Below are 16,213 nucleotides of genomic sequence, written 5' to 3'. Positions count from 1 at the left end.
AAAATGAGTGAAAGTTATTCGCTCATTCACTCATTCACTCATTCAACATTTCTTCTCATGAAAATTATCGAAACAACCAATATTTCAAAACGCTACATCATGGGTAGCGAAATTATTGACGCCTTAAAATCGGTTACGATTTCGGTCGATAAAGGTGAATATGTAGCATTTATGGGGCCTTCTGGGTCGGGTAAATCTACATTGATGAACATTATTGGTTGTTTGGACTCCCCAACGGGCGGACGCTACGTTTTGAACAACAATGATGTAAGTCGCATGAGCGAAAATGAACTGGCTGAAGTCCGAAATAAAGAAATTGGTTTCGTTTTTCAGACATTTAACTTGCTTCCTCGTCAATCAGCCCTCGAAAATGTGGCTTTGCCTTTAATTTATGCGGGATACACCAAATCGCAGAGAACAGAAAAAGCCATGCTTGCCCTCAAAAATGTGGGTCTTGATAATAGAGCCCATCATAAACCAAACGAACTTTCGGGTGGGCAGCGTCAACGTGTAGCCATTGCCCGTGCGTTAGTGAATGACCCAAGTATTCTATTGGCCGATGAACCAACGGGTAACTTAGATACTCGTACTTCTTATGAAATCATGGAGTTATTCGACCAACTTTATTCCAAAGGAAATACCATCGTAATGGTTACGCACGAAGAAGACATTGCCAAATATTCGCACCGAATCATTCGTTTGCGTGATGGTTTGTTGGAGTCGGATAAAGTAAATCCAGAGCCAACCAACCCACGAGAAATGGCCAAGCTTTTTGCCGAAAAAGTAAAAGAGTAAGCCGTTGAATAGAAATATTGCAATTGCTTCAAACTAAAATCTAAAGTTTAGCGTTTATAGTATTAAATCAACATTTTCAATCTTATATTATTTTTATGAAAAAAGTATTATTCTTTTTCTCTTTATTGCTCACAATTAGCACATTAACTTTTGCACAAAGCCCAAGAGTTTCTGCTGAAAGTGCAAATGTAAAAGTTTCTTACGGTCAACCTTCTAAAAAAGGCCGTGTGGTTTTTGGTGGATTAGAAAAATTCGGAACAGTATGGCGTACTGGAGCTAATGAAGCAACCGAAATCACTTTCAAAAAAGATGTAAAATTTGGTGGTAAATCTGTGAAAGCAGGTACTTATTCTTTATTCTCTAAATTAGGCGAAAAAGAATGGACTATCATCTTGAATAGCGAATTAAAACAATGGGGAGCTTATGGATACGATAAAATTAAAGATAAAAACGTAGCCGAAGTTACGGTTCCTGTAAAGACATTAAAAGACGTAGTAGAGAAACTAACAATCACTACTGACGACAAGACTTTAACCATTTCCTGGGATACGACGAGTGTGAGCGTACCTATGGAGTTTTAGGGTTTAGGTAAGTGTAGTAATAAAAAGCCGAGGTTTTGCCTCGGCTTTTTTTGTGGCTCGTTCCCTGAGCGTAGTCGAAGGGAACAAAAGAGAGTTACTTCTTTCCAACAAATCTCTCAAAAAATTCATAAATGCGTAGCATTCGGTCGATTCTTTGACGAACATTTCCTGTGCGTGAAAGTTCGTGCGTGCCTCCTGGCATTCTTACATATTCTACTTCTTTGCCCATTATTTTCATTGATTTATACATCATTTCGCTCTGAATTACGCCCGTGCGAAGGTCATTTTCGCCGTGTTTGATGAGCAATGGCGTACGAATTTTGTCAACGAATGTATAAGGAGAATTGGTCTCTAAGACTTTTTCTTGTATATCATTCCAAGGATAATTGAAATAACTCGGAATCAAACGCCATGCGTTTCCTTCGCCTAAAAATGTCGTAAGGTCATACACGCCACGCTGAGCAAAAGCTGCTTTAAAACGGTGGTCGTGAGCAACAATCCAAGCGGTCAGATAGCCCGCATAAGAGCCACCAGTGATAACTTGACGAGAAGTATCCACCCACGAAGCCTTGGCGGCATCAGTTGCGGCAGCGAGAACGTCTTCCGTTGGCCCAGTTCCCCAATCTTTGATATTAGCACGCATAAAGTCTAAACCGTAACCGCCCGAACCACGTGGATTGGCATAAACCACGCCGTAGCCTTGTGAACAAAAGTACTGATGCTCATGCCACATCGAAAACTCGCCTGGTCCCCACATGGCAGTTGGACCGCCGTGCATATTCAATAAAAGTGGATATTTCTTGCCCGCTTCTAAATTAGTTGGCTTCATTATCCAATATTCTACTTTCTGGCCTTTTGAGTTGGTATAGATTCGTTTTTCTGGAAAACTCAATGCTTTGTTTTTTACCCAATCATTTACCGAAGTCAATTTTACAGGATTTTTCATCTGCAAATCGGCTACATAAAGCTCGTTTGGATTGGCAACTTCAGTTTTTGAATAAAGGATTTTATCGGCCGATAAATCAAAACCTAAAATTCCCGAATCAAAATCAGTTAGCTGCTCCACTTTTTTACTTGCAACATCAATTCTATAAATAGGCTGTCCACCGTTTGATTGTGCTGTAAAATAAACATATTTCATGTCTTTCGACCACGTTAGTCCACTCGCCGAACGGTCAAACTTAATTAATTGTGGATTCGACCCATCGGCTTTGGCAATATATAATTCGCCAATATTTACACCTTGCGAGTTAGATTTTGTGTAAACAATGCTTTTTCCGTCAGGCGACCACGTTACTCCGCCAAACGATTTTCCTTTTTCACCTAAAATGGTCTTACGATTCGAGCCATCTGGGTTCATTACCAAAACTCTATTATCTTGTTCACGGTCTGGGTGGAGTAGTGAGTCAAGAGCCGTTTGTACCGCAATTTGTCCATCTTGTAGCCATGCTCCACCGCCATAACTCCTGAAACCCGTAGTAAGAGGCGTGGCTTTTGCACCTTCTTTCACTTCGATTGTGTAGATATGCGAGAAATTCAACTCTGGTTGAGTAGTAGCTTCACCTTGAAAAGTAAGACGATTGATGACTTTCGCTTTTTTATCTTCGACGTCTTTCTCTAAATACGCTCTAATTTCTTCGATTGTACCATCGGGATTTGGTTTCACGCCTTTGGCGGGTTTTAAAAACTCATTTTTTGCAAAACCAGGCTTTTCTAAAGACCACACAGGAACGCCTTTCGATGGATTCAGGACAGAATCTTTCAAAAGTTCGGTCAGAGAAAGCCCCACGCTAAATGAGATTTTTGAACCATCTTTCGACCAGTTCGGATTTGAAGCACCATATTTTGAATCAGTTAGCTGAAATGCTTCGCCACCATCAAGCGGCATAACAAAAATCTGAGATTTACCTTTCGTATATCTTGCAAATGCAATTTGTTTACTATCAGGTGACCAAACACCATTATTTACACTTTCAACTCCACGAGTAAGCTGTCTAACTGTCTGAAAATCTGTTAAAAACAAATGGGTACGATACTCATATTCGAGCTTGTTTTCCTCGCTTGGTTCGGAAGTTCGGAGCGAGTAAATGGCTTTTTTTCCATCGGGAGCGATGTTGATAGAGCCAATTTGTTTGATTCGGGTGAGGTCTGTTACTAATACTTTTTCTTTGCCAACTTGGGCAAAAACTAAGTTTGAAATGAAGATAAGGGTTAGAATTATTCTCATAATTGATTGTTTTTGAAGTTTACTTGGTAAAAGTACAAAAACAAATCAAGATTGCATTCAGGCGTTTTGATTGAGCCGAATTTTGTGGTACATATCGTGCATGACTTGCATGTGCGGAGCAGTCAGAACGGCAAGCCCCAGAAAACTGTACGCCATTATTGCATTATTATTGATAAACATAAAGCCCGTAAAGCCAAAAATCAAAATTCCGCCGATGGCCAATAGACTGTAAAATACAATTTGCCGAATAACTCGGTTGGCTGTATTAAAGTTGCTATTTTTTCGGAGATAAGAAGTGATATTTTTGAGTGATAAAGTAGAATGCCAGATTACAAAATAAAAAGTAAAGCCCAGCACCATCGGAAGATTGTATAGGATGACCAAAATCAGCAGAAACTGTATGGAGAAATACCTGTTTTCAGAAAAAGCAAGCTCTTTGTTTTTACTGAAATAAATAGTCACACTTAATAAAAATAAGACAACTGCCGAGAAAATCAAGCCGATTCGGTGCGAATCAAGCCAATTGATAAATGCCAAATTATCAAAACCAGCTTTGAAGAGTAAAAGTATCGGTCGAACTTCATTAAAGTTAGGCATCAGAATTATGCTTAAAATAACCAAGCCGTAGTTCATAACCAAAATCTTACCCCAAAGAGTGTCAGTTCTGAAGCGATGCAAATCAGTTTCGCCAAAATGATAGGCCGCAAGGAAGATGAACAGAATATTTCCAATCAAAGGAAAAAACCAAAGAATTGCACCAAAACCAACGAGTCTGCCTAAGTAGTTGGTAAAAAAGAATAACATCGAAAAGCGTTTTTTCTCACTATTGGCATTCTGATTGGCTACCAATAAATCGGCCGCTCCGTGCGGAATGCCCAGAAATAAAATACCAGTTGCAAACGCCAAAAATTGGCCTTCTACCGAAATAGGCTGAATATAATGATGCACAAACAGCATAGCAAAGCCTACAAACAAGAGGATTATTCTCATTAGTTTTGAGTATTTAGCAGAAAAAAGAAACTGATTGTACGAAGAGAGAGAAAAGCATTCTGCCCAAAAACCATAGTAGATTTTCGGGCAGAATATTAAATCATTTTAAGCGAAAGCTTTTTTAGACTCAGTAGTTGCAATGTTATAAACCACCAAACCAAAACCTATTTTATTGATTGCATCGGCAATGTTATAAAATAAGTTCAAATCTTTTGTTTGAAACAAACCTGCACCATCTGGTCCTAACCAACCACCAGGGCCAGCCATGTAGCCGATTGGGTAAATCGCCCATCCAGCCAATACGAACCAAGCCAGTGCTTGAATTCCTGACTTTACTGAATCAGAGTTTGAAGAAGCAGCTAATTGCTTTGCCTCGCCAGCCCATGCCGAATAAAGTACATAAACATAACCGAGAGATGAAATCACACCCCAAATTACAGAGTGACTTGTTGAGGCCGTTGGATTGAAAGCTTCACCGATGTAACCCGCTACCAACATCAATACTGATGCTACTATGAGTTTCCACATGAAAGCTGGTTTTGCACCTGCTGGCTTGAGTAATAAATAAAATTCAACGCACATCAAAGGCACTGTGAGCGTCCAGTCGATGTAACGCAAAGCTACTGGGGTTTCGCCCGTTGCTCCGTAGAAATCTCTCATGTAGTAATAGTGAACCGCTGCGATACCAGTGATTAATCCTGAAACTAAAAGAGAGGTTTTCCATTTGCCATCAACACTTCCTCTTTCAAACAAGAAAAATACTGATGCGGCGAGCATTGCCATGTAACCTGTGAAGAATGTAAATGAAACTGGGTCTTTGCCGTCAACATTGACGATGTTTAGGAATAGAGAGTACATTGGGTATTATTATTTTAAGTTGAACAATACAATTACAACAGAACGTTTGTATTTTTGTTTAACGTTTTGTTTTGAAAACTAAACAAATGTTGTCTTTTTAAAATTTGAAATTGTATTATTCTAATAAAATATTGATAAATAGCCAAATTCTTTCCGTAAGAAACCAATACAAAAAATTTAATTAAAAATAAGAAAATTTTAGAATGTAACCGTTTGAATCTGACCCTTCTGACGAAATATATAAATCTCCGTTGGGTGTGAAGCAAATTCCTTCGGGCTGAACGAAACTCTCGGGGTCGAGTTCGATGAGGGTGTTTTTTTCTCCTTTGGGGGATAAAATTAAGAGTTTTTTGCCTTGTGAAGATATCACAAAAATTTCGCCCGTAACTGGGTGTATAGCAATACCCGATGGTGCAAAAGCTTTCTTGCCATCGCTGCCTTTTATCATGTCTTCATCAATAGTCAGATATCTCTCGAACTTTTCGGTAGTTAATGAGTAAGCATAAATGGTCTTTTTATCGTTTTTATCCTTGTCTTTTTCTTTCGTTACGAGTAAAAGGCTTCGGGTTTGTGGATGATAACTCAGTCCTTCGTATTCTTTTACGTCTTTATCCGAGCAATCAATTTTTCTTTCTGAGCCATCGCTGATTTTGAAACCTTTGATTTTACCATTGCTTTTCATGATAAAAATCTCATCATCAACCACCTCGATACCTTCGTAGTCGCCGTTTTTGCCAATATCAATGGTTTCTACAACCTCTTGCAAGGCCAAATCATAGATAAAAACTGTGCCTTTTTCGTCGTTTACGCAGGCAAGCTGATTTTCTTTGTAGAACGATAAGCCAGAAATCTCTTTTAAGTTTTGAGGCATTTCCATTTTGTTATTGGGCTTACTGATGTCATATCGAAGAGTATATTCTTTGGCTTTTTTCTTGGGTAAACAAGCAAAAACAATCAAAGCCAAAACCAAAATCCCGATAAAAATTTGTAGAATATTCATGAGTGAGAGGAAGTTAAGGTGTAGAAACAACAAAGCAACAATTAGAAAGGCTAACTGTTGCTTTGAAATAAATAAAAATCCGAATACGCTACCGAATCAGAAACTCTGTTTAATATTCATCTTCATTAAAGAAAAAGTCATCTTTGGTCGGGTAATCTGGCCAAATCTCCTCAATGCTCTCGTACGGTTGTCCGTCGTCCTCAAGTTCTTGTAGGTTTTCAATAACTTCAATGGGTGCTCCCGAACGAATCGAAAAATCTATCAACTCATCTTTTGTAGCGGGCCACGGAGCGTCCTCCAAATACGACGCAAGTTCGAGTGTCCAATACATAGTCTTTATTCCTTTTTAGTGTTACAAAAAATTTAAGGCTGCAAAAGTATAACAAAAATTTACTTCTCAAATGAAATAACGAAAAAATCTATTTAATTTCAAACGTTTTTTACGAAAAATATTGTAGGAAAACTAAAAAACATTTCTACTCAATCATAAAAACTCTGATTATCAATTAATTATATCTGAAATTTTATTCAAAAACTCCCCCATTTTTTCACGATGAAACGTTATACGCTTGCTCTTGATTTAGTTGACGACCCAACTCTGATTGCCGAATATGAAAAATTACACGAACGCATCGCCGATGAAATTGCCAAGAGCATTACTGATGCAGGCATCACCGAAATGGAAATTTACCGAATCGGAAATCGGTTGTTTATGATTATGGAAACCGAAGATGATTTTTCGTTTGATAGAAAATCAGAAATGGACGCCAACAATCCTAAAGTACAAGAATGGGAGGCTTTTGTGTGGAAATTCCAACAAGCCCTACCAATGGCCAAACCAGGTGAAAAATGGATGTTGATGAAACAAATATTTAAACTAACCAATCAATAAGCAAAATGAGTGAATAATGCTTGATGGCTTATTCACTCATTTCTTTATTCTAAATAATCTAACAATCAAATAAACTGCTGTTGACTGTCGACCATTGACCATCTATTCTCTGCTAATCTTGCTTGCTCCGCTTGTATTTGAGTCGAAATCTTTTACTTTTCCGAAACTAATATGACTTGCTCCGCTGGCATCGGCTCTGGCTTGGTTGATTTCCATGCGTTTAGCATCAATGTGGCACGCTCCCGAAATATCCATGTTTACTCTTTCGGCTGAGCCTCTCAAGTCTGCTTTTGAAGCACCCGAAGCATCGAATTCGATTTTGCGAACTTCTACATCAATGGCAGCTTTTGATGCACCCGATAACTGAATATCTAAGTCTTTGTTTTTATCTTTGAAACCAATGACTTTTAGGGTCGATGCTCCCGAAATATCAAGCCCTTCGAGCGATGGCATCGTGATATTGATTCTAACGGTTTCGTTTCTTCTACTAAACGAAAACTTGTCTTTATGACCGATTTCGAGGGTATTATTACGAATTTCAAAATCAATATCATCTAAATCGCTTTGGTCGTCGGTATCTGCTATTACTTCAAATGAGCTACCTTTACGAATCGTCACGATAAATGCACCTCCCACTTCTACTTTATCAAAGCCGCTTAACTCAAATTTCTTTTCATGCTGACCTTTTTCTTCAAAAACACCATAATCAAAGGCCGAATCATCGTCGTCATCGTATCGATTATCTCTAAGTGCCTCACGTTCTTCGTCGCTTAGTTTTGGACAATCACGGCAGACCATACCCGAGTCACGTTTCATTACATAAGTGTATTTATCAACATCGTCACCGTCAAGTTCAAAATTTTTGTTTCCCCAATCATGGCGATACACACTATGATAGAATGACTTTGTGATTTTGAAAGGCTTGTCGTAAGGAACATAGAGCGTCATGTGAAGGTCTTGTCCACGGAAGCGAGCTTTCTCTGGTAACGAAATCTTTTGGTCGAATGAAAGAGATGAATCTTTTTGTATGACATTATACAAAATATTTTTCGCATTGGCTTCGGCTTCAGCTTTTGTAGGTCCAGAAGATTCAAAACGTTGTTCGAGTTTCAAATCAGTGCCTTCATAGCCCTCTAAGTTTACTTCGACGTCTTCTCTAATTTGGAATTCCTCGAAATCATCATCTTGGTTATTATTGGCATCAAGTACCAATGTTTGTCCTGAAAGCGTGTAGGGGAAGTTTTTAGTTTGTTCAAAACGACCTTTTTTCTTGAAATTCAAGGCGTATTTTGTAGCTAAAATACCTGTTCCCATCAACCCAGCTAACCAAAGACCTAATAATGAAATCCAAAAATTACGATTCCCAATTCTTCTATTTGAAAGTAAGGTCAAACCTGTAAGCAAAAGAGCCAAGAAAGGTGTAAACATTGCCAAGAAAGCAAAGAAACCTGTCATTGGGTGAATGTCTTGCGAGAAGATTTTGAACGGACTACGGTCAAAAAACTCAGTTCCTTCAATACCCGATGCGACACCAAAGAATGCCGCAACTGCTGCAACAACGCCAACTATCATTGCTAAAGAGAAAAGCATCAGCATTATGCCTGCCAAAACTCTGGCAACTGGCCCGAGGTGTTTTAACACTTCACCCAAAGCCTTGATAACTATACCGACTAAGCGGAAAGGGAATAAAAGGATTTTGGTAAGGGCGTTTTCTGGGGCGTTTTTATCAACATTAATACTTTCTTTGATATTGGTTTCGATATTAGAAAGCGTAACTGGCTCACCTTTCATTTCCATTTTTTGTGTGAGGGTCTGGGCTTTTGGTGCTACAATCCAGAGGATAATGTAAGCCAAGAAGCCCGTTCCGAATAAAAACACACTCAACACGAAAAGCAAACGAATAACGGTAATGTCAACTCCAAAATAAGCAGCTAAACCACTACACACACCACCTAAAACTTTGTTATCATTATCACGGTAGAATTTCTTGATTTTCTTGTCTTCGTCGAGGTTGAAGTTTGGCGGGAAAACAACCCAACAAACAAAATATGCTAAGAAAACAAAACCTGAAATTGGCCCGAGGTCGTCATCAATTGGCGGTAAGCCTAAGAATAACAACAAGTATATAATTCTGACCCAAACCACATCAATATTGAAATAATGTGCCAAGCCTGCCAAAACCCCGCCCAATGCTTTGCGTTTTACATCACGATAAAGGCGTTTTGGTTGAGTTGCTTTACTATCCGATTCTTGGCTTCCTGCTGTTGACTGTTGACTGCTAAATGTCGATTGAGTATTGTTCGCTGTTGATTGTGCAGTGTTTTTCAAATCTTCTTCTTCTTCGATTGCCTCAAAGTCAGATACACTACCCATTGATTTAATGAGGTCGTTTACGCCTTCATACGTAATAACAGGTTGGCTATCAGATTTTTGATTTGTCCAGAATTTTTCGGCAATACGTGCTTCGATATCAGAAACAATCTCCTGACTACCCTCATACGACGCAAAATATTGTTTAATTGAGGCTAAGTAGGCGTTTAGTTTTTCGTAGGCATCTTCTTCGATATTGAAAACCATGCCTGCTATATTTATTTGTATAGTCTTTTTCATTGTCTTATTGATAAAAAAATCGTTCGCTGTTAGATGCTTGATTTAGGGTAATTAGATTAGGTGATTTCGAGTGAATAAAACTGAAAGCTCGAAATCAGATTTTAATTATTTCTTGCTTATAATTGTCGTAACGGACTCCGAAAGTTCGTTCCAAGTATTGTTCAAGTTTTCTAAAAACATTAGCCCTGTATCAGTCAATACGTAGTATTTACGTGGTGGGCCAGAAGTTGATTCTACCCATTTATAGTCGAGCAAGCCTGCGTTTTTCAGACGAGTCAATAAAGGGTAAAGCGTGCCTTCAACAACCATTATTTTGGCGTTGATAAGTTCGTAGAGAATTTCGGAGGCATAAATTTCACCCCTCGAAATTATATGCAGAATGCAGTACTCCAAAATCCCTTTCCGCATCTGCACTTGGGCATTTTCTAAATCCATATTTTTAATCCCTTATCTTTCAAAAGGGGGAATTTAAAAAGTTTAAGTTTTCTTTAGTATCAACAACAGCTTTCTGATGATGACGCTACAAAGATATAATAAGGTACTATGCAATGCAAGATACTTGGTTAAAAACTTTTTGATTTTCTGATGAGTGGTAAAAAGAATGTATAAAACTTGTATTTTTGAGGATGGAAATTTTGCTATTATTGACTCTTTTTGCTTTAGTTTATAGAAAATCAACATCCTAAATCTCCATTTTTCAATTTTACAGACAAAATATATGAGACATTTTTCGATTGGAATACTTTGGAGATTGACCATTCTGACATTACTATTAGCCGCTTTTGCGTACTTTGTGCTACAAAAACAGTGGTTTTTGTCGTTTTTTATTCTGGTCGGAATAGCAATTAGTTTTTACTTGCTATTCAGTTATGTCACATCAGTCAATCGAAAACTGGCACGTTTCTTTGAATCGGTTCGCTACGCCGATTTTGCCGTAAAATTCAGAGCCGATAATAAACTGGGCAAAAGTTTTGAGGAAGTAAACAACCAACTTAATGGAGTTTTAGATGCGTTCCGCCAAGCTCGTGCCGAAAAAGAAGCCAATCTACATTATATAAATACCATAGTTCAGCACGTAAATGTGGGTTTACTTTCGTTTGATGCTTCTGGCAAAATCGAATTGATAAATAATGCCGCTTTTCGTACTTTAGGTATTTACAGGCTTCGTAATATTTCAGAATTGAGCAATAGCGTACATATCGGGCTTTACGAAATCCTAAAAGATTTGCCTTCGGGCGGTAAAACACTTTATATAACCTCCAACGAACAGCAAATCACGATAAACTCTACGACCGTTAGTCTTCGTGGAAGAGTTATAAAACTGGTTTCGCTACAAAACATTCAGTCCGAGCTACAAGAAAAAGAACTCGATGCGTGGCAAAACCTCACAAAAGTGCTTCGTCACGAAATTATGAACTCCGTCACGCCAATAGTTTCGTTGGCCAGTACGATGCGAGAAATTATAGAAATAGATTTATCCGAAAAAACGGAAATTAAAGAAACCGTCGATGATTTGAAAGAAGCCCTCCAGACCATCGAAAACCGTAGTAAAGGCATCATGAATTTTGTGAATGCTTATCGAGAATTTACTACAATTCCGAAACCAGTTTTTACCGAAACTACCGCCAAACAACTTGTCGGAAACCTCACAAATCTAATTTTACCTCAGATAAAAGCCAAAGGAATCAGCCTTCAAACCAACATAAAACAAGATTTTTCGCTCATCGTAGATAACGAACAGATTGACATGGTTTTGATTAATCTCATGAAAAATGCCATTGAAGCTGTAGAAAATAAATTAAATCCAGAAATAAAAATATCAATATATCAGTCTGATAATCAGAGGTTTATAGAGGTGTCAGATAATGGAAGTGGTATTGAACCCGAAGCTATCGAAAAGATTTTCATTCCTTTTTATACGACCAAAAAGACTGGTTCGGGTATTGGCTTGAGTCTTTCTCGGCAAATTATGCAAATTCATGGAGGTAATCTGAAGGTAATTTCTAAAGTAGGTGAGGGCAGTAAGTTTTTGGTTATTTTTTGAGTAGTAATTTTCCAGTAAAATAGAATTTTAACAAAAGATTCTAAAAAAAACCATGTATTTTTGTGTTTTTATGTAGGACAGGTTTGTAACCTGTTAAATAAAACTATATTGACAGGTTAAAAACCTGTCCTACAACTACTTAACCATTTACATTTTTTAGAAGATGAAACCTCTTAAACACTTGCTTACGCTCGTATTGATTGTTTTGTTTGCCAATGGCTGTAAGCAAAAAACATCGGCCGAATATACTCCGTTAGTAAATAATCCCGATTTTTATCATGATTGCGTCAATCAGCTTACCGATGTAATCGTACATGATATTTTTTCTCCACCAGTGGCGAGCCGTATTTATTCGTATGCAAATTTAGCTGGTTATGAAGCTCTCGTTTCTGGCGAAAAAGATATGCCTTCGATGGTTGGTCGAGTAAAAGATTTTAATGAAGTCCCAAAAATTGAAGCAGGAAAAGAATATTGCCACCAATTGGCAAGTATCAAGGCTTTCATGACAGTTGCCCGTGGCCTTACGTTTTCGGTTGAAAAATATGATGCTTTCGAGAAAGCTCTTGATAAGAAATTTGAAACAGCAGGTGTGCCAAGCGAAGTTATTGAGCGTTCGGTAGCGTACGGAGCGGCAGTCGGAAAAGCTGTTTTGGCTTATGCAAAGAAAGATAATTACCCACAGACTCGTGGTTTACGCTATACTTTACAAAACAAACCTGGTACATGGACTCCAACTCCGCCATCGTATGCCGATGCCATTGAGCCCAATTGGGGCAAAATCAGACCGATGATTATTGATTCGTCCTCGCAGTTCTTGCCACCGCCGCCATTTTCTTATGATTTGGCCAAAACCAGTCCATTTATGAAAGAAGTAACCGAGGTTTATGAAATTGGAAATAAACTTTCAGAAGAAGAAAAACGCATTGCATGGTTCTGGGACGATAACGCTTTTGTGATGAACGTACAAGGTCACGTAATGTTTGCCGATAAAAAAATGACCCCGGGTGGACACTGGTTGGCTATCGTAAAAACAGTTTGTAAAGATAAGAAAGTAGATTTTGCCAAATCAGTACAAGCATATCTATTGGTTTCGATGGCTTTGCGTGATGCTTTCATTCAATGTTGGGAAACAAAATACCGTTTTCACAAAATCCGTCCCGAAACTATTATCAATGCCAGTGTAGATACCAAATGGGTGCCATTTTTACAAACTCCACCTTTCCCAGAATATACAAGCGGACACAGTACGATTTCGGGAGCATCGGCCGAAGTTCTTACTGAGTTATTCGGTGGAAATGTAGCTTTTACAGATTCTACCGAAGCGAAATTTGGTCATGGTGTTGGACAGTTTAAGTCTTTCAATGAAGCAGCTGAACAGGCATCTATTAGTCGTGTGTATGGTGGTATTCACTTCCGTTCGGCTTGTGACGAAGGACTAAAAGCTGGTAGAGAAATTGGCAAATTGGTTATTCAGAAAGCGAAAAAATAAGCATAGATTTCTTTAAATTATAGAAAGGATTTGGCTTTGGTCAAATCCTTTTTTGTTTTTAGGCATTTCGAGCTAATTACCCATTTCTGCCGTTGAGTCAGTCTGAAAAATCACAAACAAGACATTTTGTCATTTTAAATTTCTGCAAAAACGCAGAAATCGGTCAAAAAGTCCGAAAAATTCAACTGGTACACAAATTGATAAAAAGTTTGCGTCGCCACAACGGTGTGGCATAAAAAAGAAACAAACATTAAAATCAATAAAAATCATGGCAACATTAGTAAGAAATTTCGCACCAGTTTTCCCAGCAGTATTAGGTAGTTTTTTAAATGACTTCGAGCGTGTAGCTCCTGCACACACACATTCGTTTCCAGCAGTAAATGTTATCGAAAGTGAAGAAGCTTTCAAAATCGAATTAGCGGCACCGGGTTTGAAGAAAGAAGATTTTAAAGTAAACGTTCACGAAAATATTTTAACTATCTCGACTGAGAAAAAAGAGGAAAGCACCGAGACTGTTGGAAAGTACACTCGCAAAGAGTTTAATTTCAGCACATTCAAGCGTTCGTTTACATTACCAAAAACTGTAGATAGCGAAAAAATCGTAGCTACCTACAACGACGGTATCTTAGGCTTAGAACTTCCTAAAAAAGAAGAAGCAAAACCAAAAGAGCCTCGCTTGATTGAAATTGCATAATTGATAGAACGGGTTGAAAGACCCGTTCAAACATTAAAATAAGGGCAAAATGCAAATCTACTTTGTATTTTGCCCTTTGCATTGATAAAACGTTATTCCTTAAAATAACCGTTCATAACGCAATAAGATTCGGTTATCCAACGCAACTTACTTTTTCAGTTAAAATTTGTTAAAATTCATCAAATACCCGAATTTACATCAATACTTTTGCGTTAAATTTGCATGAAACAAAAACGGACTTGATTTCGTTATAAACACAAAACTATTTGAAGAAACATTACAAATAATTGAAATATAAGATAAGTTACTGATATAAGATTGTAGATTACGAAGAATGATTATTCTACACTTGGTAAGCAACTTTTTGAATAAACTATTTTCCAGTAACTGCTTTGAAAATCGATTAGGTAAATAAAATATTAACTGTAAAACAACGGCATAAAACACATGAATAACACAGTAAAAACCATCGGTATTGCTGTATTGAGCAGTATCGCCACGATTGGAGGTTATCACTTGCTCGGATTGCAGGGCAATGACGTAATTTTTAATGAAGCCTCAAAACCTTCACTCGCACGCTTAGCAAACTATGATGGCCCAGCAGGTGTACCGGGCGACTTTACTTATGCTGCCGAACTCTCAACACCTTCGGTGGTGCATATCAAAGCAAAATCAGTACGAGCTGTATCTCAGCAACGCTCTATTTTTGATGATTTCTTTGGTGGCGAAAATCCTTTCGGACAGCCTCGTAATCAACAACAAGAATCATCGGGTTCGGGAGTTATTATTACCAACGATGGCTATATCGCAACTAACAATCACGTAGTAGAAGGTGCTACCGAATTAGAGGTTGTAACATCTGACCACAAATCTTATACTGCAAAAATCATCGGAACTGACCCTTCAACCGATATAGCAGTTATCAAAATCGAAGGTGGTAAGCACCCAGCAATGACTTTTGCTAACTCTGATAACGTTAAAGTTGGGGAGTGGGTATTAGCAGTAGGTAATCCGTTTAACTTAGAATCGACAGTTACGGCGGGTATTGTAAGTGCAAAGGGACGTAGTATTGGTATTTTGGCCGAAAAACAGCAACAACAAATGTATCGTCGTTATGGCGAAAGTGGTAATCAACGCACCAGCGATGCGATTGAGTCGTTTATCCAAACTGATGCGGCCGTAAACCCTGGTAATAGTGGTGGTGCTTTGGTAAACCTTAAAGGTGAATTAATTGGCATCAACACAGCCATTGCCAGCCCTAATGGTGCTTATGCAGGTTATGCGTTTGCAGTGCCTTCTGAAATCGTTAAAAAAGTAACTGCAGATATTGTAAAATACGGAAACGTACAACGTGGATATTTGGGTATCAATTTGGTTGAATTAGACGGCAAAAAAGCCGAAGAATTTAAAACCAAAACCGATGAAGGTATCTACGTAGCCGATGTAGTAGAAAATGGTGCAGCAAAAGCAGCGGGTATCCAAAAAGGTGACGTAATTGTGAAAGTTGATGGAATGGATACTAAGAGCGGCCCGAAATTACAAGAAATGATAGGCCGTAAACGTCCAGGTGAGTCAACTCGTGTAACGGTTAATCGCAATGGTTCGTTGAAAGACTTTGAGGTTACGCTTCGCAATCGTGATGGTGGAAAAGACATCGTGAAAAATAACATCGTTTCAGAAAGCAAAGTTCTTGAAAAATTAGGCGTAGAATTGGCCGAACTCTCATCAACTGACAAGCAACGCATGGGTATTCAGGGTGGAGTAATGGTGAAGAAAATCTACGAAGGAGATATTGCTGATTATACACAAATGCGTGAAGGTTTCGTAATTATGAAAGTGGGCGACAAACGCATCAATTCGGCAAATGATTTCAAGGCAGCCATCAAAGAAGCCAAAGAAAATGAAGAAGAAGGCGTAATGATTTGCGGAACTTACCAAAGTTCGGCTCGTACGACCTGCTACGGATTGAGTTTAGAGTAAATATAGTTGAGAGTAAATAAAAACGCACTTGTGTCGATAAACTTTTATCTTCA

At 38.3% G+C, this 16,213-nt stretch carries 14 protein-coding genes; 7 read left to right on the top strand and 7 right to left on the bottom strand.

The window, feature by feature from the left end; all coding sequences use genetic code 11:
- Positions 1-57 precede the first annotated feature (57 nt).
- Entirely contained in the window at positions 58-795 is a 738-nt protein-coding gene (locus tag IEX65_RS16005) for an ABC transporter ATP-binding protein (protein ID WP_188767232.1), read from the top strand.
- Positions 796-890: 95 nt separating this feature from the next.
- Positions 891-1,376: a DUF2911 domain-containing protein gene (locus IEX65_RS16000; protein WP_188767230.1), complete on the top strand. Its 486-nt coding sequence runs from the start codon at positions 891-893 to the stop codon at positions 1,374-1,376.
- A 94-nt stretch (positions 1,377-1,470) separates the two neighbouring features.
- Here the strand turns inward: IEX65_RS16000 and IEX65_RS15995 are convergent, their stop codons facing one another.
- From IEX65_RS15995 to IEX65_RS15975, 5 genes are all read right to left on the bottom strand, one after another.
- Positions 1,471-3,603, bottom strand: coding sequence for a S9 family peptidase (locus tag IEX65_RS15995; protein ID WP_188767227.1), 2,133 nt, complete (start codon positions 3,601-3,603; stop codon positions 1,471-1,473).
- Between the two features lie 57 nt (positions 3,604-3,660).
- Positions 3,661-4,593, bottom strand: coding sequence for a Brp/Blh family beta-carotene 15,15'-dioxygenase (locus tag IEX65_RS15990; RefSeq protein WP_188767225.1), 933 nt, complete (start codon positions 4,591-4,593; stop codon positions 3,661-3,663).
- Between the two features lie 105 nt (positions 4,594-4,698).
- The gene (locus tag IEX65_RS15985) at positions 4,699-5,451 is read right to left on the bottom strand and encodes a bacteriorhodopsin-like (protein WP_188767222.1); all 753 of its coding nucleotides are present in this window, start codon (positions 5,449-5,451) and stop codon (positions 4,699-4,701) included.
- A gap of 181 nt (positions 5,452-5,632) precedes the next feature.
- Positions 5,633-6,451 (bottom strand): SdiA-regulated domain-containing protein, encoded by an 819-nt coding sequence (locus IEX65_RS15980; RefSeq protein ID WP_188767214.1) that lies wholly within the window; start codon positions 6,449-6,451, stop codon positions 5,633-5,635.
- Between the two features lie 109 nt (positions 6,452-6,560).
- A complete protein-coding gene (locus tag IEX65_RS15975; RefSeq protein ID WP_015028821.1) occupies positions 6,561-6,782 on the bottom strand; it encodes a DUF2795 domain-containing protein in 222 nt (73 codons plus the stop codon).
- Positions 6,783-7,004: 222 nt separating this feature from the next.
- Between IEX65_RS15975 and IEX65_RS15970 the strand changes: the two genes are divergently transcribed.
- Positions 7,005-7,343 (top strand): L-rhamnose mutarotase, encoded by a 339-nt coding sequence (locus IEX65_RS15970; protein ID WP_188767212.1) that lies wholly within the window; start codon positions 7,005-7,007, stop codon positions 7,341-7,343.
- 102 nt (positions 7,344-7,445) lie between these two features.
- On the opposite strand, the gene IEX65_RS15965 is transcribed toward IEX65_RS15970, so the two are convergent.
- Both IEX65_RS15965 and IEX65_RS15960 read right to left on the bottom strand, forming a co-directional pair.
- Positions 7,446-9,953: a PspC domain-containing protein gene (locus IEX65_RS15965; RefSeq protein WP_188767210.1), complete on the bottom strand. Its 2,508-nt coding sequence runs from the start codon at positions 9,951-9,953 to the stop codon at positions 7,446-7,448.
- A gap of 105 nt (positions 9,954-10,058) precedes the next feature.
- A complete protein-coding gene (locus IEX65_RS15960) occupies positions 10,059-10,388 on the bottom strand; it encodes a PadR family transcriptional regulator (RefSeq protein WP_188767209.1) in 330 nt (109 codons plus the stop codon).
- 283 nt (positions 10,389-10,671) lie between these two features.
- Here IEX65_RS15960 and IEX65_RS15955 point away from each other — a divergent pair, with 283 nt between their 5' ends.
- The 4 genes from IEX65_RS15955 (at position 10,672) to IEX65_RS15940 (ending at position 16,160) form a co-directional block, all read left to right on the top strand.
- A complete protein-coding gene (locus IEX65_RS15955; RefSeq protein WP_188767208.1) occupies positions 10,672-11,997 on the top strand; it encodes a sensor histidine kinase in 1,326 nt (441 codons plus the stop codon).
- Between the two features lie 163 nt (positions 11,998-12,160).
- Positions 12,161-13,486 (top strand): vanadium-dependent haloperoxidase, encoded by a 1,326-nt coding sequence (locus IEX65_RS15950; RefSeq protein ID WP_188767207.1) that lies wholly within the window; start codon positions 12,161-12,163, stop codon positions 13,484-13,486.
- Positions 13,487-13,754: 268 nt separating this feature from the next.
- The gene (locus tag IEX65_RS15945) at positions 13,755-14,180 is read left to right on the top strand and encodes an Hsp20/alpha crystallin family protein (protein ID WP_188767206.1); all 426 of its coding nucleotides are present in this window, start codon (positions 13,755-13,757) and stop codon (positions 14,178-14,180) included.
- 447 nt (positions 14,181-14,627) lie between these two features.
- Positions 14,628-16,160, top strand: a complete 1,533-nt coding sequence (locus tag IEX65_RS15940; protein WP_188767205.1) for a Do family serine endopeptidase — start codon at positions 14,628-14,630, stop codon at positions 16,158-16,160.
- Positions 16,161-16,213: the final 53 nt, after the last annotated feature.

This window comes from Emticicia aquatilis, assembly GCF_014644295.1.
GTDB lineage: Bacteria > Bacteroidota > Bacteroidia > Cytophagales > Spirosomataceae > Emticicia > Emticicia aquatilis.
The sequence above is the reverse complement of the archived record's forward strand: the minus strand, read 5'-3'. Positions and strand labels throughout refer to the sequence as shown.